Origin of the sequence: Listeria grayi DSM 20601 (assembly GCF_000148995.1) — a bacterium.
GTDB classification, from domain to species: Bacteria; Bacillota; Bacilli; order Lactobacillales; family Listeriaceae; genus Listeria; species Listeria grayi.
In genome coordinates this window covers 46,631-65,220 of the sequence record NZ_GL538352.1, presented here as the reverse complement: position 1 = coordinate 65,220, position 18,590 = coordinate 46,631, and the positions used below count along the sequence as shown (strand labels likewise).

Here is an 18,590-nt window from a genome sequence, read left to right as displayed (position 1 = left end):
AGGAAGTGACCATACGATACGGTCCTTCCTTTTATCTATCTACCAACATAAGGAGTGAAATACACAATGAACAGTACCAACATCGCTAAACGCCATCAAGGAACACCCGTCAATATTCTTGCCAACATCGGCACACTTGCCAAAACGACTCCGGATCTGCTGGATCTGTCCATCGGTGATCCCGACATCATCACAGACAAGACGATCATCGAAGCAGCTTTCGCAGATGTAAAAGCCGGCCATACCAAATATACAGAATCTGGCGGAGAAATCACTTTTATCAATGCTGTGATCGATTTTTACAAACGATTCTATCATTTAGAAGTAGCTGCCAATCAAGTTCGTGCCACAGTTGGCGCTTCTCATGCGATGTATTTAGCATTGCAAGTTATTCTTGATCCCGGTGACGAAGTAATTCTGCACGAACCGTTCTTTTCACCTTATAAAGAACAGATCATCCAATCACAGGGTGTTCCCGTTGTCGTTCCTACTTATGAAAAAGATGGTTTTGAGATCGATATCGATCTTTTAGAAGCTGCTGTTTCGCCTAAGACCAAAGCATTTATCTTGAATTCCCCCAATAATCCAACTGGTGCGGTATTTTCGAAAGAAGCATTTACCAAGATCGCTGCACTCGCGGAAAAATACGATTTTTATATTATTTCCGATGAAGTTTATGATGGCTTCAGCTTTTACAGTGATTTTACTCCGATGCTTGCTTTTGCGCCGGAACATACGATTCTACTAGGCAGTCTCTCTAAAAATTTCGCCATGACTGGCTGGCGGATCGGCTACATGATCGCACCACCTTATATCAATGAGGCAGCCAAGCTACTGAATGAAGGCATTACCTATTCAGCACCGTCCCCCTCACAACGGGCAGCGATTTATGCGTTGAACCATGCAGAAACATTAATACCTCAAGTGACGGCTATATTCCAAAAACGCTTGGAATATATCGCAGAGCGTATCGCAGCGATTCCGTATTTGTCACTCCATCCTGTAAAAGGATCCATGTATGCGTTTGTTAATATCACGCGCACGCAGATGAGCTCTGTTCCATTCAGCGAATACCTCTTAAAAGAAACAAAAGTGCTGGTGATCCCAGGATTGGCATTCGGCGAAAGCGGAGATAATTATGTCCGGATCGCTGCCACTCAGCCAATCCCGATTTTGAAAGAAGCCTTTGATCGGCTAGAGGATCTTTCTTTCTAATGAAATTACCAAAACAGGCTTGCTTTTTTACTAAAAAACGAATATTATTGATATTGTGGTTTTAAATTGTTCGTTATTTATAAAGGAGTGTTAACTATATGTTTCGGTTAAAAGAAGCTGGTACAGATGTAAAAACGGAAGTAATCTCTGGTTTTACCACCTTTTTAACAATGGTCTATATTATCGTGGTGAACCCTGCGATCTTGTCCGCAGCGCATGTCCCCTTTCAAACTGTGTTTATGGCAACGATCATTTCTGCTGTGATCGGGACGCTGTGGATGGCATTATTCGCTAACTATCCAATTGCGATCGCGCCTGGTTTGGGAATGAATGCGTATTTTGTTACTGTCGTAACGACGCAAAAACTAGACTATTCCGTAGCATTTGCCGCTGTCTTTGTGGCTGGTCTTATTTTCTTATTACTTTCATTAACGCCTTTCCGGGAAAAATTGATCGAAGCCATCCCGCATAATCTAAAAGCAGGGATAACCGCCGGAATCGGTCTTTTCATTGCTTTCTTAGGTTTTAGAATGACTGGTATCATTGTTGCTAACCCCTCTAACTTAGTAGGACTGGGTGACCTGCATTCCCAAGAAGCACTGCTTGCGATCATCGGTCTAGCGATTACTTTGATTTTCCTTGCATTGCGCGTAAAAGGCGCACTTTTCATTGGCATGATCGCTACTGCAATCATTGCTTTCTTTACTGGTACGTTGAAATTTACGAACGGCTTTGTAAAAATGCCGACAATGCCGGAATTCGTATTTACCAATCCGATTCATGCTTTTGGAGATGTTATCAGCCACAGCCTGTATGCCGTGATCCTCTCCTTCCTACTTATCACGATTTTTGATACAACTGGAACCATGATCGGAGTGGCAAAACGTGCAGGATTGATGCGCGGCGAAAAATTACCTAATGCTAAGCAAGCGCTTCTTGCTGATGCTGTAGCTACAAGTGTTGGTTCTATGCTGGGTACTACGCCGACAAGCGCGTATATCGAGTCGTCAGCCGGCGTTGAAACTGGCGGACGTACAGGGCTTACTACATTTACTGTAGCCATGCTTTTCATCGTATCTGCCTTCTTTGCACCTTTAGTTGGGGCGATCTCCGGAATCTCTGCGATCACTGCTCCTGCGCTTATCGTTGTCGGTAGCATGATGATCGGTGCCGTGAAAGAGATTGATTGGGATACTTTAGATGAAGCCTTTCCGGCATTCCTCGTTATCCTAGCGATGCCACTTACTTCTAGCATTGCGATCGGTCTGGCATTTGGTTTCATTTCTTACCCTGTCTTGAAGGTCTTTACAGGAAAATGGCGTGAGCTCAATCCTTTCTTGATCGTGATCGCGATTCTTTTCTTCATTCTTGTGGCTTTCTTGCCGCATTAATAGACAAACGCCGAAAGTTTTGCTATAAAGGAAGTAAGACTTTATGTGAAAAGAGTGACTGAGCCGTTGTATTTAAAATCATTTTTAGCCGGATTAGGCGGAGCAATTGTTATTTTCTTGATCAGTTTATTTACTTCCAAAGAAATAGGCGCCAATCTATTTTCTTTAGTAACAACGATCTTGATTTTCGGATCGATCATTTTTTCAGCATTATTCACCACCGGTTCTCGTTATCAGAACAATCGGGAGGGACGCAAGAAACAGCTGCGTTTTAGTATTGCTTTCGTGGTCGCCGCAATTCCTTGCTTCATCGGTTTTATAATCAATTTCTATTTAGGGTAAAAAAAGAAGCCAATCTTAGTGATTGGCTTCTCAGCTTGGCGAAAAACGCTCATCTTCGTCGTTAAAGCCTGCGTTCCGATTCACGCGTCACAAGTACGCTCCGCTTCGGTACTCGGCTTTGCCTAGAATCTAATCATTTTTCACCAAGCTGAAAACAGTAAAATAATGATTGAAATGGTATTTTTCTTCAGTCTGAAGCCAATCTTAGCGATTGGCTTCTTTTTATTTAGAAAATGCTTTGATATAGGCAGGTAGATATTCCGGCAGATCCGGGGGACGACGACTTGAAATAATGTGACGGTCTGTTACAACCGCTTCATTATGCCAGATTGCACCAGCATTTGTCATATCGTCCTTGATACCGGGCGTACTTGTGACATTCACGCCATCCAAAATACCCGCGGAGATCAATACCCAGCCTGCGTGGCAAATTTGACCGATTGGTTTCTTCTCACGATCGAAATATTTTATGAAGTCTAGAACTTTCTCATATCTTCTCAGCTTATCAGGCGACCAGCCGCCGGGAACTAATATCCCGTCGTAATCTTCCGGCTTGATTTCATCAAAGCTATAATCTGAGGTTGCAGGAACACCATATTTACCGTGATAGACATGTCCGGCTTCTTCACCAACTAAATCGACTGTTGCCCCCTCTTCTCTTACACGTAAAACGGGATACCATAATTCTAAGTCTTCAAAATCATCGCTGACCAAGGCCAGAATTCTTTTTCCTGTTAATGACATTCTTTTTCCCTCCTTCTGATCTTCTCTCCTGAGTATACCAATTTCAAAAACGGAAAGGAAATAAGGTGGCTTAAAAAAATCCAAAAAAAATACGCTGAAAATAATTTCAGCGTCGCCATCATGTCTATACGTCTGCGCATAACGGGATGAGGCGCAAACAAGAATACATGGCAAATGAGATGAATGAAAACAAATAATGGTTTGACGTTAAAAAATCTATAATAGCAATTATAGACTCTATTGGAAGATGGATACGTCTGCACCACTATAATCATGATAGGGACTCGTCCCCATGAAAATAAAGAACCTTCTTTACTTTCATCAGGAAAAGTTCCTATCTCTAAAATTTATTTTACTACTTTTTCTTAAAATTGCAAGCAAATAAGTTCAAAACTTTCCAATCAGCTAACGATCGACATAATCGTACCGCAAATAATCGCTACTATCGGAACCAATACCCACCATGTCCGATTATCTCTAGGTGCGGGTTTTTTGGTTTCTTCCAAGCGTTTGCGCAGATCCGCCACTTCTAATTCCAGATCCTGTACACGGTCTTCCAGGTCATAGATACGTTCTTCCATCTCAATCTCCTCCTAGCCGTTTCTTTATTTTTATTATAGAATAAATAAGAAGAAACGACCTCCGCCTATAGACTGAAAATGCTGAAAAAGAAAGGAATGGATCAGCCTAATGAGTATTCAAAATGAAGAAGCGATAGTCAAACTGATTTTTCACGGTGGAAATATGCGTCAATTTGCCTATTCCGCAATCGAGGCTGCTGAAAAAAATGATTTCCCTTCAGCTGCAGCTCACCTCCAAAAAGCAGACCAAGAATTTGCAGAAGGACATCAGTGGCAAACAAAGATCGTCAGCAGTGAGCAGCGTGACGGCTTAAACGCCTCCTTCCTACTGATCCACGGTCAAGACCATTTTATGACAGCAAAAGCCGAACTAGAAATGGCAAAACGTTTGGTAACTAGTTATAAAAAGCACGAAGAACTAGCAGCCCGCATCGCAGATCTGGAAAGTGATAAATAAATCACTCCTATTCCCTATAAATGATAATAAATTTACATAAAATAGCTAGTTGTTCGTGTAAATTTGTTTATAATAAAGGAAAGGAGTGATTTACACTGGAAAACGAGGAAAAATTATTTTTTGATGCCATCTTAGAATATGTTCCCGCTATAAAATTCAATATAAATCGAGAAATCATTTATGTGAATACATTGTTTGCAGAAACACTAGCATATGAGAAAGATGAATTACTAGGTAAAACGCATGCAGATCTCTGCTTTACTGATTTTACTGACAGCCCTGCCTACGAAACTTTTTGGAAAACGTTGCTGTCAGGAGAATTTATCCAAGACAAATTAAAACGGAAAAGCAAAAACGGAGAAGTACTTTGGCTACAAGCAACCTATATTCCTATAAAGGAGAATGGGGTTGTCACTGCAATTGGAAAAATCGCCTTCGACATCACGGATCGGATTTTGCGGACGCAAAGCTATAGCAGCGAATTTAGCGAGATCGCTCAAGTGCTCTTAAAACAAGCGGATGCCGGCAAAGAAATTGGAACGAAAGTCCAAACGGAACTGCAATTGATGCAAAATCATCATCAAGAAACGCAGACACAAGTCAATATTTTAAAAGAAGATACGCAGGAAATCCAAGAAATCGTAGCGATCATCAATAAAATAGCAAGCCAGACCAACTTGCTCGCCCTAAATGCAGCAATTGAAGCTGCACGTGCCGGCGAAAACGGCAGAGGGTTTGCAGTCGTGGCAGATGAAGTCAGAAAGCTTTCTAATCAAGTTGAAGCAGCTATCCGCCAAGTAGAGGAAAGCACGAAAAACATTACCGTCAACGTTTCTAAGATGTCCGCAGGGATCAAAGAAATCGAAAAAAGCATCCACACGAGCAAAGAGGAAATCAGTACCAGTATTGATAATTCCACTAAATTAGAAGGATCCTCCAAGCATTTGACAGAAGAAGCATTGTCATTTGAAAAGACAGTCTGATGATCAATAAGCCAAGAGCCGCTATAAATAGCGGCTCTTTTCATTATTCATCCATATGCTCTTTAACAAATGCATAAAATGTGTCATTCAGTTTAGTACCAAAATTATAACTTCCTGCGGCTGTGGTATGCACGCCGATAACCTCATTTTGGCCATTCAAAATAGCTGATCCAGATTGTCCGCCTTTTGTAATAGAACACGATTTGAGTGGCTTGTTCATTTAAATTTCTGCTTCGCTCTTTTGAAAATAACAAAAAAGGTACCTCCTACTATTTAAAAATAATAGAAAATACCTTGTAACTTCTTTATAAACTTGTATTCCTAAGCGAATATCGAGATAATGCGCTAACTTTAACGAATCCCCAGCGCGATTTTCGCATAGCGGGACATGCGGTCTTTTGTCCATGGCGGACTCCATACAACATTAACGTTTGTATCTTTGATTTCAGGAATATCGGCGGTAGCCATGCGGACTTGGTCTGTCAAGATCCCTGCAAGTGGGCATCCCATTGTTGTAAGCGTCATTGTGATCGTACATAATCCATCTTCGTCTAAGTCTACATCGTAAATCAAACCAAGGTTTACAATGTCGATTCCTAGCTCTGGATCGATAACTTGTTCTAAGGCACCTACAATATTTTCTTTGAGCTGTTCATCCATGAAGCCTATGCCTCCTTTTCCAATTATTTGCAATTCATTATATCACATTTGAGAATCATTTTCATTAACTTCCCAATTGTTCTGTAAAAAAGGCTACTGTTTTTTCAATTCCTGCTAGCGTAACTTTATGTTTGGCATTTTCGTCGCTGATAAATTCTACATTGTCGGCTAGTTGTTGTTCTACCAAGGATTGATATAATCGTTCGCTGTATATGTAGGGAACTACATCGTCTTTCTTGCCATGCCACAATAATACGGGGCGGTCTCCGATTCGGTCTAAGCGTTTGGTCAGATCATATGGGGCTAGCTGAGCGATGCGCTCTTCTACAGAATACGGGAAGGTAATTCCTTGGCTGGCTGCTATCTCAGAAAGCTGTTTCGCGTAATCTACGTAATAGGCGCTCCCCATCAAGCTGACCACAGCATGGATATCTTCATAGCGGTTTAAGATGCCTAGAGAGGTAATTGCTCCCATTGACACTCCGCCAACACCGATGCGGGCAATATCTGTTTGTCCTGATTGGATCAAGGATTCTTTCAGAGCAGCAAATTCATCGATATTTCCTTGAATCGCGTCCCAGAAAAAATGTGTCTGTTCTAACGTTCCAGCATCTCCCTTACGTTCGCCGTGATAAGCAGCTTCCGGCAAAATAACGCGAAATCCTTTTTCTGCAAGGTAATAACCGTAATGCAGGTATAATTCTTTTTGACTTTGGAAACCGTGATAAAAAAAGACGGTCGGTAAACGCTTTTGTTCCTGTTCTGCCTGATAAACATTTAAATAAGGAACATTTCCTACTTGCTCGTGTTTGATCTCTATCATTTCCTGCATTTACCTCCTACAGATAACTTTTTATCTGGATAGTTTTACAAATAGCGTAATACATACTATCATAGTAATATAAGGTTATTCTATCATGATTAAAACCTATTCACGAATGATTTGAATTTGGATTAAAGGAGCTTTGTATGGACAAAAAGTTAATTGTACTCGATTTAGACGGCACAACGTTAAGAGATGACCAGACTATTTCACAAACAACGAAGCAAACGCTGCAGAGGGCCCGCAATGCTGGTCATGAAGTTATGATCGCTACTGGTAGACCTTACCGGTTAAGTAATTTATTTTATGATGAACTGACGCTCACGACACCAATCGTCAATTTCAATGGCGCTGTGTATCATCATCCCAAAATGCCTGATTTTGCCGATCGCTATCATCATTCGATCGATCTGAATATCGTTCACGAGCTGCTGGATTTCACAAGCCACCTTCCGCTCCGCAATATTGCTGCTGAAGTAGAAGATTTTGTTTTTATCCGCGAGGAAAATGAATCTGTTCCTGCCTCGATGCACTTAGGTCTGGAAAATGTCAAAATCGGCGATATTCGCCAAAATGTCAATATTGATCCGACCTCCGTATTATTATTCGGACAAGATGAACAGCTAGTGCTGATCCGTAAATATTTGGATAAGCAGCTTTCTTCCAAACTTTCCTATACGACTTGGGGCGCTGCTTGGCCGGCGATCGAAATCATCAAGCACGGTATCAATAAAGCTGTCGGTGTAAAAGCTGCTGCGAAATCATTGGGCTTTGATCGCAAAGATATCATCGCTTTCGGTGATGAACTCAACGATCTGGAAATGCTCGAATTCGCAGGAACTGGCGTAGCGATGGGAAATGGCAATGAGCAAGTAAAAAACATTGCCAATACAACGACGTTAAGTAACGAAGACGATGGCATCGCTATTTATCTACAAGAAAATTTAGGTGTTTAAAAAAGAGCTGAATCAGCTCTTTTTTTATAACATATTATTGCGGTACATCTCCATTGCCAGTTTCTGATCGGCTTCGGAGCGGAAATCCCCGATCACGCCTGATGTTTCCATGATATTGATAAACGCACGAGGGTCGATCTCATTGATAATATGTGTCAGATCATATAACTCATACCTAGTAATAACCATTACCAGCATGTTGATATCATCTTTGGAATAAGCACCGGTCGCATTCAGTACCGTGATCCCCCGAAACATATTAGCATGGATCGCTTCAATAACGCTATCTGCATGCTGTGTCATGATCATCAGCGTCAGTTTTTGATGCCTTGTGTGGATCAAATCGATCACTCGGCTGGAAACGTATAAAGAGATCAGCGTATATAAAGCATACGTCCAATCATAGCGAAATCCAGCAACAAAAATGATAATACTATTTAAGATCAAAAAGTATTTGCCGAATGAACGGCCTGTTTTGATCGTGATATACATGGCAATGATATCCAGCCCACCTGTCGAGATCCCGAATTTAAGCGCTAAGCCAATTCCGGTCGAGCAGATTATTGCGCCAAAAATCGCGTTTAATAAGATATCATTTGAGATCTGCACCTCAGGAATGAGGATCAAAAACAGCGACATAAAGGCGATGACCATAAAACTAAATACCGTAAAACTTTTCCCGACTTTGATCCAGCCGAGTATGGCCACAGGGATATTGAGTAGCAAGATCAGTAGTCCTGTTGCGACTGAAACACCTACCGAATCACGCAGCAGATCTGAGGCTAGCTGAGCAACACCGTTCAGCCCACTTGCATATACTTTTGCAGGGATCAGGAAAAAGTTCATACCGATCGCATTAAGCAGTGCTGCCGTGAGCGCGATCGCCGTTTTTTTCCCATACTCCCGATAACTATTTAAACTATCCATTCTCTTCGCTCGCTTCCTTTTCAAACTCCTTTCATAACATACCAAGTTTTTCAGGAATTGAAAAGCCTTTTTTTTGAAAAAAGGCTTAGATTATTGAAAAATATTTATTCGGATTTTTCATTGTCTTCACACTTACTTTTATACCAATGGATAACCACCCGACAGATAGAAGCCAAGTGCGACTGTCAAAATAACCGAAACAAAGAACAAACTAAAGAACAGCGTAGTCGGTCTGTCTTTTTTTCGATAGCTGAGTAACATTTCGATGATGCCAATCACTAAAATACCTAGCAATATCTTGAATATCACTGGTAAAAGATGATGCGCGAGCCCATATCTTGCCATTATAATACCGCTGCCGATCACGATAATGTAAAACACCCGATTGATCATTTGCAGGATCGTAAATACCTTGTTATTTTTTGGATAGATGCTAAAAGCACTGATTGTTAAAATGACGATTGCTACCCAAGCAATCAAATGTATCACTGCCCACATTTTTTTCTCCTCCTATTGTTGATCTTGTACGAAGTTTGTCAATGTTCCGATCCCTGAGATCGTGATCGCGACTTCATCCCCGTCTTTTAAATAGCGTGGCGGATTAAATCCTTTGCCCACGCCTGGTGGGGTTCCCGTAGCAATAATATCGCCTGGCACTAAAGTATGCCCCTTAGATAAGTCCGCGATCATCCTCGGAATGCTGAAAATCATATCTGCTGTTGTCCCAGATTGTCGTTCTTCCCCATTGACCAGCGTACGAATCGAAAATGGCGCTTCTGGATCAGGGAATGTTTCTTTTGTAGCAATGTAAGGACCGATCGGACAGCTGTTGTCTAAGCTTTTGGCGATATAAAACTGTTTGTGTTTGACTTGCAGATCGCGCGCAGTCACATCATTAAGGATCGTATAGCCGAAAATGTGCGAAACAGCTTCTGCTTCTGATAGATCACTACCTGCCTTCCCGATAATCACTGCCAGCTCTCCTTCATAATCCAAAGCATTCGTTACATTTTGATGTGTTTTGATCACACCCTTATCAGCAACTAATGCGTTTTTACTCTTCGTAAAGACGAGGATCTCTTTTGGGATATCTTCTTTAGAACCCATTTCTAAAACATGCTCCGGGTAATTTTTACCAATACCGATCACATTGTTCGGCGGCAAATATGGTACGGTGATCTCGATCTCAGTCAATGGAATACCAGTTTCCGCTAAAGCGCCAGCAAGAAGTTCTGGCTGAGATTCAATGTACGCAAGCAGATCTGTCGGCGGATCTCTAAATAGCTTTTCCGCCGGGATAACTGCATGTTCCTCCTTTAAAAGTCCAAAATTTTGTTTTCCTTGATAATAATAACTGAGCCACTTCATTTTCATTCCTCCGTTTCCAATTGACACACATGAGCACCGTCAAAAAAGTATAAATAAATATGCTTGACTGGTTTTTTCGTGATTGCCTCGACCGCTTTTTGATATAAGTGCATCTGTACTTCATAGCGCTTTTTAAGTACAGGTTCGGCTTCCAACCAGCCATTCGGAAAGTGGCTGCCGATTCGATCTGTTTTGTAATCAATCAGTGTAACACCATCTGCTTCTTCAAGCATACAATCGATCACACCCTGGATCAAGACGCGTTCTTCAGTTTCTGCTTCCGGATAAATCACGCTTGCTGGCAAATGATAACTGAACGGGATCTCTCGTTCTACCTGTTGCAGGTTTTCGTTTATCAAACGGCCTAGTTTTGTTCGGAAAAAGGCTTGGATCTCAGAGTAGGTGATGCTTTCTTTCTGCTCTGGCGACAAGATCTCTTTTGCTACTAACTCTTCTAGGAAATCCGTCAATTCCTTATCATCCGGCTCATGGGAGAGCGGCAATGACTGCATAACCGTGTGCATCGCAGTACCTTTTTCTGTCGCGGAAAGTCCTTTACGTTGAAGAAATTTAGGCCGATCCAATGATACTTTTTGAATGCCTTCTACGATTTTGGTATCGCTCCAACTGTCTTGCACAGAAAATTGGCGTTTTATTTCCGTAACAGATTGTTTGGCACGGATTTGTGTTTCGACTTGGTTGGGATAAATAAACTCTAGATAACTGTTGATGCTTTCTTTTTCCGGACTTTCGATCGGCACGGTTTTCCCTGCTTGGATATTATCTAAATAGACTGGTTTGCTCGTTTTAGCCTCTGCAGGATTTGTTAGCTGTTCGCTCGCCACTATTTCTAATCCTATTGGCATATCGATCGGCAAGGCCGCTACTTGGCCGGCATCCAATAATTTTGCAAATTCCGGATGGCGGGCAAAAGCACTGCCGATCCATTCTAAATAGGTCTTTCCTTGCAGACGAACTCCGGCCGGCAATATCCAGCCGGTATGACTTGATTGAGTAGCCCACTTAGTTTTTGTTTTTTCCCAATCAGCAACTGTTCCAGTGATGATCAGTTTTTGTTCGGCTCTAGTCAAAGCAACGTAGAGTACACGCATTTCTTCTGCGATCGTTTCCCGATATTTTTTTTGCTTGATCGCTTGCTGCATGATTGTCGGGTAAACGATTCTCTTATCGACATCGTTATAGCGTGCAGAAAAACCGAACTCTTTATCCAGCAAGTATTTGCTATAGATATCTCGCATGTTGAAACGGCGGCTTGTTCCTGCAAGAATAACGACCGGAAATTCCAATCCTTTACTTGCATGGATCGTCATCATCCGTACGACATCTTCTTTCTCGCCAAGCGTTTTTGCCGTTCCCATGTCATCGCCACGCACGCGCATCCGTTCGATGAAGCGGATGAAGCGGAATAAACCGCGATAAGCTGTTTTTTCATATTGGCTACTGCGGTCATACAGAGCACGCAAGTTCGCCTGCCGCTGTTTCCCGCCGGGGAGGCCACCTACGAAATCATAATAATGCGTTTCTTCATAGATCTGCGCGATCAGTTTCGGTAGACTTTCCCGATTGGCGAGATCACGCCATAATTCTAATTGTTTCAAAAAGCGGTCGATGCGGTCTGCTTCCGGGGAGATCGTCGTTTGTTGGTAAAGCAAGAGCGCATCATAAAAATAACCTTTTGGCTTTGCAGCACGGATCTGACCGAGGATCTCTTCGGAAACACCTAATATCGGCGAACGAAGGACCGCAGCTAATGGAATATCTTGATAAGGATTGTCGATGACTTTCAGCACAGCAAGCATTATCCGAATCTCTGTCGCTTCAAAATAGCCGGTGTTGCTGTTGGCATAAAATGGTATGTCATGTGCTTTCATCGCCTCTTCGATATCCGTGGCGCTCGTCATCGCCCGCGAAAGCAAGACGATGTCCCGATATTGGATCGGACGGTATTGCTGCATTTTTTTATCATAGATCTGGAATTTTTCTGTGATCATTTTCTTTATTTTTCGGGCGATCAGCATTGCTTCCGCCTGATTTTTCTGCAATTCTTGCGGAGAGTCAGTCTCTTCAGATTCTCTTTCTTCCTGCTTCATATCTACTAATGCGATTTCCGGCTGATACCGCTCCTCCGTTTCGGGAAAAGCAGCACCCAAAACCAATTCAGCCGCTTCATCATAGTCGATTTCTGCTATTTGGGTATCCATCAACTGCTTGAAAATAAAATTAGTGGTTGTCAGTACATTTTGGCGACTTCGGAAATTTTTCGATAAATCGATGCGGATTCCTGTATTCTCACCATCAACACGATAACGCTTATACTTATCCAAAAACAACGTTGGTTCTGCTAAACGGAAACGATAGATCGATTGTTTCACATCGCCGACCATAAACAGATTTCCCGCTGCTTCTGAAGGTGTCGTTAATAAGCTCAGGATCGTTTCCTGGACCATATTTGTATCTTGGTATTCATCGATCAGTACCTCTTTAAATTTATGACGATACTCTAAAGCGATTTCGGATGGCTCATAGCTTGTTGTTTCCGTCTTCTCGCCTAAAATCGCTAATGCCAAATGCTCCAGATCATTAAAGTCCAAAACGCCACGGCGTTGTTTTTCTGCTAAAAAATCTGCTGCGAATTCTTCTACGAGTTCCGTTAACAACTCGATATCTGGTTTCATTTTTGCCAAGTCCGCCAGATAATTACCCGCATCGCGTTGGAACCACTCCTCGGTAATCGCTTTAAGTTGCTTTTTGGCTCCGTCTCTCGCCTGTTTTGTTTGCTCAATAAGCGATTCATCGTAATTTTCTTTATTTTTGATTGTCGGCAATCTTCCGAATTTCACGCTGGATATCGCTTCTTTTTTTGCCTCCCAATCAAGTGGATAATCATCTAAAAGCTGCTCTAACTGCAGTTTTTCATTTTCTATCAATGGAAGATATACATCAGGTCCGCCCGGTTCTTCGGCAAATTTCAACGCGGTTCGCAGCTCTTCCAGTGCTTGCTCCAAATGGATCCGAATATCTGCTTCGATATAACGATAGAACGGAAGCTCACTTACATCTGCAAGCTCCGTTGTATCATAATAGCTGGCGATCTGCCGCAGCCATGCCACCGGATCTGGGTTTGCTCGCGAAAAATCATATAGGCGAGTTAAGATATCTAAAAGCACATCATCGGAACGGTCATTGGTAAAGCTGTCCACTAAATGGAAAAAACGTTCATTTTCTTCATCGCCATAATGTCTTTCGAGAAGTGCTTCCATGACTTCATCTTGGATCATGCCACTCTCAAGTGGCTCAATCAAACGGAAATTCGGATCGATATCCGCGACATAATAAAATTTTCTGATCACATCCAAGCAGAAGGAGTGCAATGTGGAGATCGAGGCATAATTCAGCAAGGCGATTTGTTTTTTCAAATGTCTGGAATCCGGATCTTCCTGCAATGCTTTTTCTAAGGCGGCTTCGACACGCTGCTTCATTTCGGCAGCAGACGCGTTGGTAAATGTCACGACTAGCAGTTCATCCACTTGGAGTCCCGCTGTTTCATCTTTTAATTTCTCAATGATCCGCGAGACAAGCACGGCGGTTTTTCCGGATCCTGCTGCTGCTGCAACGAGGATATTCTGACCGCTTGCATGGATCGCTTTCCACTGGTCATCTGTCCATGTGGCACTTTCTGGTTTTTCCGGGATAGAAAAAGCCATTTATTCTCCCTCCTCTTCTGCTTTCATTCTTTGGATAACTTGTTCCGGCGATTCATTTTGTAAATAACGGTACGTATTGTTTTCTAAAGATGGATCAAATTGGCAAACCGATCGAAAAGCGCAAAACTGACACGGCGTTTTATCCTGTAGGTTATACGGGTTGATAGAAACAGCACCATCCATCATTTTATTTCCTGCTTCTTGATATTTCCCTCTTACGAATCGGCGCATGGCATCAAATTCTGCTTTACTTGCAGTTCTGGAGCGTGCACTCAATGTGCCGTCGCGCTTCAAGTCTGCTGGGATAACAGTAGATTGCTTGCCCGGTTCCAATGTATTATCCATTAAAGAGACCACTACCGGATCTTCTAAAATAAGCCCTTTCATGCGAAAGTTCTTCTCTAATTCTTCTTCGATCGCCTCTTCCGACAGTTCTTTATCTGTCTGAACGGGCTGATTATGCATATGGAAATAAAGCACCCCAGCCGGCTCTGCTTGTTTGCCGATCAATTTCTGTGCATTTTGAACGACAATATCTAAATATGTTAACATCTGTAGCGCCAATCCATAATAGACTTCCGTCAACCTTAGATCATGGCTGCTGGATTTATAATCGATAATGCGTAAAAAGGAACGGTCCTCTTCTTTAGCAACATCGATCCGATCTACTCGCCCTTGCAGCAATAGCTCCCGCTGTTTATCCAATTTGATCTGCATAGGCGGTAGTTGGCCTTTGATGCCAAAATCCACTTCCAATCCAAGTGGCCGGAAAGCACTGACTTTCGCCTGCTTGTTAAGGACATGCGTTGCTCTGGCGATGATCTGTTCTAATTTATATTGGATATAGGCCATTCGTTTCGTACTTAACAGGATCTCATGCTGGATTTTTGGTGCCAGATAACGAATAGCATCTCTAGCGATTTCCTGACATTCCAAGTCCGTCAACGAGCCCCATTCCTGCTGTCTTCTTTTGATTTCATTCGAGATCCATTCCATTGCGCCATGGAAAACTTCTCCCATATCTACAGCTTGCAGTTTAAACTCGGCGCGTTCTTCCAATTTTAAGCCATATTGTGCAAAATGTTGGAACTCGCAGCTGAAAAATTTTTCCATCCGTGATACGCTGGCAAAAATATTTTCGCCAAATAGATTCGCAGCGGTTTCTGAACGGATCGGCTGTGTGCGGTTCCCATAAAACAAACTGCCAAGCACATGCTTGACGACTGCGCTCCAATCCGATTTTCGGATAAAATAATTGTAAGCATCCCACCAGACACTTGCCACGGGATAGCCGCGTTTATACAACTGCAGCTGAGCGGTAAGCTGGCTGAGCGTTGCTTCTTTCGCGCGTACGTAATCACTTTGTTCCCTTATTGGTAGTAAACTTGGATCATTTAAATAGATTTCTTCTGTCAGCATTTCAAAATGGGCTTTTATTTTGCGGAGATAATTAGATTCTGTAAGTAACTTCCCTTCATCGTCAGCAGCTGGATAACTGAGGTACAGCTGGCTGCTGGCAGTTGTAAATAGACGATAGGCAAGATGTTCTTCTTCGATCAAATGACTAGTCAGCCCAGACCGGATCGGCACCCCTTGCTCTGAAATAGCAACTCTGTCATCATCAGACAATATCCCGCCGTCTTTTTTGCGAAGTGGCAGCACACCATCATTGGCGCCAGCGATAAATAGGACTTTCACGCGTAGCAGCCGTGCCACATCCATATCAGAAACGATGACTTGATCTAACGTGGGCGGGAGCAGTGAAAATTCCAATGCATCAAGACCGGTCGTCACTACTTCCAAAAAGGTATCAAAATCAAGCGGATCGTCTCCCAGTATCTCGACGAATTCATCGAGCATACCCATGACTGCTGTCCAAGCTTGTTCATGTTCTCGCGCCAATTCCAACAAGTCGTTTGCTTCTGCCTGCTCACGCCACATTTCAAGTCGCTCAGCAGCTTGGACGTTTTCTAGGTATCGATACAATGCTGTCCCATAATCGATCCCGCTTACAGCATCTTCAAATGCTGTTTCTAAGGCTTCCAGCGGTTTTTGGATCCGGTAGCGCAATGTATTGATCGTTTCTTGCATCGCTAGTTCTTCATCGGTTTGCGGAGCGAGCTCGATCGTCAGCCCTTTTACTTTCTGATAGATCCAATCGCCTTTCTTCTGCCAGCGCCATTTCGCTTTGATCCCGTTTTCGATGCAGTAATTTTCCAGTAGGTCTGCTTGTTTACGATTGAGCGGATTAGGTGTCTCTAAATCAAAAAAGAATTCTGTACGGATTGCTTGGAAAATATTTTCGTAGCGCCAATTTTGCTGAACCGCTTCTAAAGTGGAGCGGATAAATTCAATAAACGGATGGTCCGCCATCGTGCGTTTTTTATCTAAAAAGTATGGTACTTCATTTCCTTGAAAAGCTCGACTGACGAGGGTCTCATATTTATCGACACCGCGTACCAGTACGGCAATATCTTTATAATCAAATTGCCGGGAAGCGACTAGCTCGCGAATTTTTCTGGCGATCCCTTCTGCTTCTGCCCGGCGATTATTAGCTTGATGGATGTGCAGACTGGTGTTTTCTCCGACATATCGCTTGGGGGCACTTTCTTCTGAAAAAAGAAGCTCCAATTCTCGAAGTTCTGGATCATTCGTTCGTTTGTTTGATTCCAGATGAAGCCGAGGCAAAATCTCAATTTGTGTCTGTCTGGCCATTTCCGTGATACGATCCAAATATTCTTTGCCATGCTGAAATAAGCTATACGCATCTAAGCGGTTGCTAGCAGTTTCATCTGGAAGTGATAACGCGATCCTCACGCTTTCGGATCCCTCCATCAACGCTCCGATCACTGACAGTTCTTGTTCCGTAAAAGAATCAAAGCCGTCGATAATGACCGTTGCCTGTTTGATATATGTGCTGCGTGAAATCGAATTTGTAAGTAGACGTAAATAGTCTTCGCTTTCCATATACTTACCAGCTAGCATATTTTCATAACGATCAAACAGCAGCTGGATATCATGCAATTTATCAGCCGTACTGGTCGTTAGTTCCGGAGCAACCTCGGCAAATGCTTCTGTGCGAAGTTCCGATTGTTTGATTTCTTTGAATAAAGAAGCGATCTCACCGTAAAAGCCGCGTTTCATTGCTGCCCGCTGGAAGATCTTCAACTTGTCCTGTTCTGCTAAAATCGCTTTTCGCAGCACCATTTCGATCCCGCTCTTACTAAGAAAAGTCCTTGCTAAACCGCCCGTTTCCTGCATGACTTTCCAGGCTAAACGATTGAAGCTGAAAACTTGGATATTCATCATACCATCAAGATTGGCAGTTTGAAGAAGCGTATTCTCCATTTGAAATGTCATTTGTTCTGGAACTATATAGATAACAGGGTGCTCGCTAGTCACGGCTTGTTCGATTAAATATGTCGTTTTGCCCGTGCCCGCTCGTCCTGTAATTATTTGTAAACTCATACACTCACCACCGAACATATGTTTTTTATTCCTCTTTATTTTACCATATTATCTGCTCTATTACGAAGGTTTTAATGGCCAAGAAAAAAACAGATTCTCCCAAAAATCAGCAGGAAAATCTGTTTTTACTTTTATTAGCAGATATGTGCCTTCAAAAACTCATAAATGCCTTCATTTTCGTTTGAAGTGGTGACATAAGAAGCATGTTCTTTTACAAAATCTGCCGCATTTCCCATCGCTACGCCAACTCCCGCATATCGTAGCATCTGCAAGTCATTCTCGCCGTCGCCAAATGCGATGACATGCTCCGGTTTCACTTCTAAATGCTGCCGCAGCCTTTCTACCGCATGCTCTTTATCGATTCCTTCGGGTAAAATCTCGATATTATTGAAATGAGAGGACAGCGTTCGGATGCCCGCTACTTTTTCGAGGGCTTCGCGTACTGCCGTCAACTTTTCAGGAAGATCTTCTTCGATTGTGATCGCATTGATGATCTCAGCTTTGTGGTGCTTTACATCTTCCTGTGATTCCAGATGAACCAGTTTCGTTCCATCCACACGTCCCTGCTCTGCTTCGTCTGTAATATAGGAAGGTGGCGTCATCGTATAGAAGACGGTGTTCTCGGAAAAAAAGAATAGCGGCACTTGATGAAGCGTGCAAATATCAAATACGGTTTGGATGCTTTCCGGATCTAATCCTTGTCGGAACAAAGTCTCGCCACCCGAACTGACCACCGAGCCATTTGAACATATAACATTTCCGCTTTCATCTACCAATCGTGCAAATTTATTTGCACTTTGAAACATCCGCCCGGTCGAAACGGCGAAATGATGTCCTTGAGCAATAAGCTCTTGTAATAAAGCTAACGTTTTGGGAGGTACTTGCTGGTCGCTCGTTATCAAAGTTCCGTCTATATCTGTACAAATCAAGTATTTTTCCAATGGCTTAAA

Annotated in this window: 17 protein-coding genes and 1 pseudogene; 7 read left to right on the top strand and 11 right to left on the bottom strand. The window is 42.6% G+C overall.

Features of this window, described 5'->3' with window-relative positions:
• Nucleotides 1–66 precede the first annotated feature (66 nt).
• From HMPREF0556_RS00385 to HMPREF0556_RS00375, 3 genes are all read left to right on the top strand, one after another.
• Nucleotides 67–1,215: a pyridoxal phosphate-dependent aminotransferase gene (locus HMPREF0556_RS00385; RefSeq protein WP_003754400.1), complete on the top strand. Its 1,149-nt coding sequence runs from the start codon at nt 67–69 to the stop codon at nt 1,213–1,215.
• A gap of 98 nt (nt 1,216–1,313) precedes the next feature.
• Nucleotides 1,314–2,606 (top strand): NCS2 family permease, encoded by a 1,293-nt coding sequence (locus HMPREF0556_RS00380; protein WP_003754398.1) that lies wholly within the window; start codon nt 1,314–1,316, stop codon nt 2,604–2,606.
• Between the two features lie 66 nt (nt 2,607–2,672).
• Complete coding sequence (locus HMPREF0556_RS00375) at nt 2,673–2,948, top strand: hypothetical protein (RefSeq protein WP_003754396.1); 276 nt, start codon at nt 2,673–2,675, stop codon at nt 2,946–2,948.
• Nucleotides 2,949–3,170: 222 nt separating this feature from the next.
• Here HMPREF0556_RS00375 and HMPREF0556_RS00370 read toward each other — a convergent pair whose 3' ends face one another.
• Both HMPREF0556_RS00370 and HMPREF0556_RS00365 read right to left on the bottom strand, forming a co-directional pair.
• Nucleotides 3,171–3,692: a type 1 glutamine amidotransferase domain-containing protein gene (locus tag HMPREF0556_RS00370; protein WP_040486346.1), complete on the bottom strand. Its 522-nt coding sequence runs from the start codon at nt 3,690–3,692 to the stop codon at nt 3,171–3,173.
• Nucleotides 3,693–4,093: 401 nt separating this feature from the next.
• Complete coding sequence (locus HMPREF0556_RS00365) at nt 4,094–4,273, bottom strand: hypothetical protein (RefSeq protein ID WP_003754392.1); 180 nt, start codon at nt 4,271–4,273, stop codon at nt 4,094–4,096.
• Between the two features lie 109 nt (nt 4,274–4,382).
• On the opposite strand from HMPREF0556_RS00365, the gene HMPREF0556_RS00360 reads away from it, so the two are divergent.
• From HMPREF0556_RS00360 to HMPREF0556_RS13745, 3 genes and pseudogenes are all read left to right on the top strand, one after another.
• Nucleotides 4,383–4,730, top strand: coding sequence for a PTS lactose/cellobiose transporter subunit IIA (locus tag HMPREF0556_RS00360; RefSeq protein ID WP_003754390.1), 348 nt, complete (start codon nt 4,383–4,385; stop codon nt 4,728–4,730).
• Between the two features lie 95 nt (nt 4,731–4,825).
• Nucleotides 4,826–5,173: pseudogene (locus HMPREF0556_RS13750) on the top strand (PAS domain S-box protein); the annotation flags it as partial.
• A 123-nt stretch (nt 5,174–5,296) separates the two neighbouring features.
• The gene (locus HMPREF0556_RS13745; RefSeq protein WP_256595519.1) at nt 5,297–5,713 is read left to right on the top strand and encodes a methyl-accepting chemotaxis protein; all 417 of its coding nucleotides are present in this window, start codon (nt 5,297–5,299) and stop codon (nt 5,711–5,713) included.
• 43 nt (nt 5,714–5,756) lie between these two features.
• Here HMPREF0556_RS13745 and HMPREF0556_RS13345 read toward each other — a convergent pair whose 3' ends face one another.
• The 3 genes from HMPREF0556_RS13345 to yjfP form a co-directional block, all read right to left on the bottom strand.
• Nucleotides 5,757–5,933 carry a trypsin-like serine peptidase gene (locus HMPREF0556_RS13345; protein ID WP_003754385.1) on the bottom strand — a complete coding sequence of 59 codons (177 nt, stop codon included), beginning with the start codon at nt 5,931–5,933 and terminating at the stop codon, nt 5,757–5,759.
• Nucleotides 5,934–6,064: 131 nt separating this feature from the next.
• The gene (locus HMPREF0556_RS00350) at nt 6,065–6,373 is read right to left on the bottom strand and encodes a metal-sulfur cluster assembly factor (protein WP_040486344.1); all 309 of its coding nucleotides are present in this window, start codon (nt 6,371–6,373) and stop codon (nt 6,065–6,067) included.
• Between the two features lie 64 nt (nt 6,374–6,437).
• A complete protein-coding gene (gene yjfP / locus HMPREF0556_RS00345) occupies nt 6,438–7,196 on the bottom strand; it encodes an esterase (RefSeq protein ID WP_040486562.1) in 759 nt (252 codons plus the stop codon).
• A gap of 146 nt (nt 7,197–7,342) precedes the next feature.
• On the opposite strand from yjfP, the gene HMPREF0556_RS00340 reads away from it, so the two are divergent.
• A complete protein-coding gene (locus tag HMPREF0556_RS00340) occupies nt 7,343–8,152 on the top strand; it encodes a Cof-type HAD-IIB family hydrolase (RefSeq protein WP_003754373.1) in 810 nt (269 codons plus the stop codon).
• 24 nt (nt 8,153–8,176) lie between these two features.
• On the opposite strand, the gene HMPREF0556_RS00335 is transcribed toward HMPREF0556_RS00340, so the two are convergent.
• The 6 genes from HMPREF0556_RS00335 to HMPREF0556_RS00310 form a co-directional block, all read right to left on the bottom strand.
• Complete coding sequence (locus HMPREF0556_RS00335) at nt 8,177–9,079, bottom strand: YitT family protein (protein WP_003754371.1); 903 nt, start codon at nt 9,077–9,079, stop codon at nt 8,177–8,179.
• A 138-nt stretch (nt 9,080–9,217) separates the two neighbouring features.
• On the bottom strand, nt 9,218–9,577 hold the full coding sequence (locus tag HMPREF0556_RS00330) for a YisL family protein (RefSeq protein ID WP_003754368.1): 360 nt from the start codon (nt 9,575–9,577) through the stop codon (nt 9,218–9,220).
• 12 nt (nt 9,578–9,589) lie between these two features.
• On the bottom strand, nt 9,590–10,447 hold the full coding sequence (locus tag HMPREF0556_RS00325) for a fumarylacetoacetate hydrolase family protein (RefSeq protein ID WP_040486343.1): 858 nt from the start codon (nt 10,445–10,447) through the stop codon (nt 9,590–9,592).
• A 2-nt stretch (nt 10,448–10,449) separates the two neighbouring features.
• On the bottom strand, nt 10,450–14,172 hold the full coding sequence (addA, locus tag HMPREF0556_RS00320; protein ID WP_003754365.1) for a helicase-exonuclease AddAB subunit AddA: 3,723 nt from the start codon (nt 14,170–14,172) through the stop codon (nt 10,450–10,452).
• Nucleotides 14,173–17,640, bottom strand: coding sequence for a helicase-exonuclease AddAB subunit AddB (gene addB, locus HMPREF0556_RS00315; RefSeq protein WP_040486342.1), 3,468 nt, complete (start codon nt 17,638–17,640; stop codon nt 14,173–14,175). It lies immediately after the preceding gene.
• Nucleotides 17,641–17,774: 134 nt separating this feature from the next.
• The gene (locus HMPREF0556_RS00310; RefSeq protein ID WP_003754361.1) at nt 17,775–18,581 is read right to left on the bottom strand and encodes a Cof-type HAD-IIB family hydrolase; all 807 of its coding nucleotides are present in this window, start codon (nt 18,579–18,581) and stop codon (nt 17,775–17,777) included.
• Nucleotides 18,582–18,590 lie beyond the last annotated feature (9 nt).

Coding starts and splice junctions, on each gene's coding strand:
- HMPREF0556_RS13745 (WP_256595519.1), top strand. CDS start 5,297: ATGCAAAATCATCATCAAGAAACGCAGACACAAGTCAATATTTTAAAA.
- addB (WP_040486342.1), bottom strand. CDS start 17,640: ATGAGTTTACAAATAATTACAGGACGAGCGGGCACGGGCAAAACGACA.
- HMPREF0556_RS00325 (WP_040486343.1), bottom strand. CDS start 10,447: ATGAAGTGGCTCAGTTATTATTATCAAGGAAAACAAAATTTTGGACTT.
- HMPREF0556_RS00350 (WP_040486344.1), bottom strand. CDS start 6,373: ATGGATGAACAGCTCAAAGAAAATATTGTAGGTGCCTTAGAACAAGTT.
- HMPREF0556_RS00360 (WP_003754390.1), top strand. CDS start 4,383: ATGAGTATTCAAAATGAAGAAGCGATAGTCAAACTGATTTTTCACGGT.
- yjfP (WP_040486562.1), bottom strand. CDS start 7,196: ATGATAGAGATCAAACACGAGCAAGTAGGAAATGTTCCTTATTTAAAT.
- HMPREF0556_RS00335 (WP_003754371.1), bottom strand. CDS start 9,079: ATGGATAGTTTAAATAGTTATCGGGAGTATGGGAAAAAAACGGCGATC.
- HMPREF0556_RS00385 (WP_003754400.1), top strand. CDS start 67: ATGAACAGTACCAACATCGCTAAACGCCATCAAGGAACACCCGTCAAT.
- addA (WP_003754365.1), bottom strand. CDS start 14,172: ATGGCTTTTTCTATCCCGGAAAAACCAGAAAGTGCCACATGGACAGAT.
- HMPREF0556_RS13345 (WP_003754385.1), bottom strand. CDS start 5,933: ATGAACAAGCCACTCAAATCGTGTTCTATTACAAAAGGCGGACAATCT.
- HMPREF0556_RS00370 (WP_040486346.1), bottom strand. CDS start 3,692: ATGTCATTAACAGGAAAAAGAATTCTGGCCTTGGTCAGCGATGATTTT.
- HMPREF0556_RS00330 (WP_003754368.1), bottom strand. CDS start 9,577: ATGTGGGCAGTGATACATTTGATTGCTTGGGTAGCAATCGTCATTTTA.
- HMPREF0556_RS00340 (WP_003754373.1), top strand. CDS start 7,343: ATGGACAAAAAGTTAATTGTACTCGATTTAGACGGCACAACGTTAAGA.
- HMPREF0556_RS00365 (WP_003754392.1), bottom strand. CDS start 4,273: ATGGAAGAACGTATCTATGACCTGGAAGACCGTGTACAGGATCTGGAA.
- HMPREF0556_RS00380 (WP_003754398.1), top strand. CDS start 1,314: ATGTTTCGGTTAAAAGAAGCTGGTACAGATGTAAAAACGGAAGTAATC.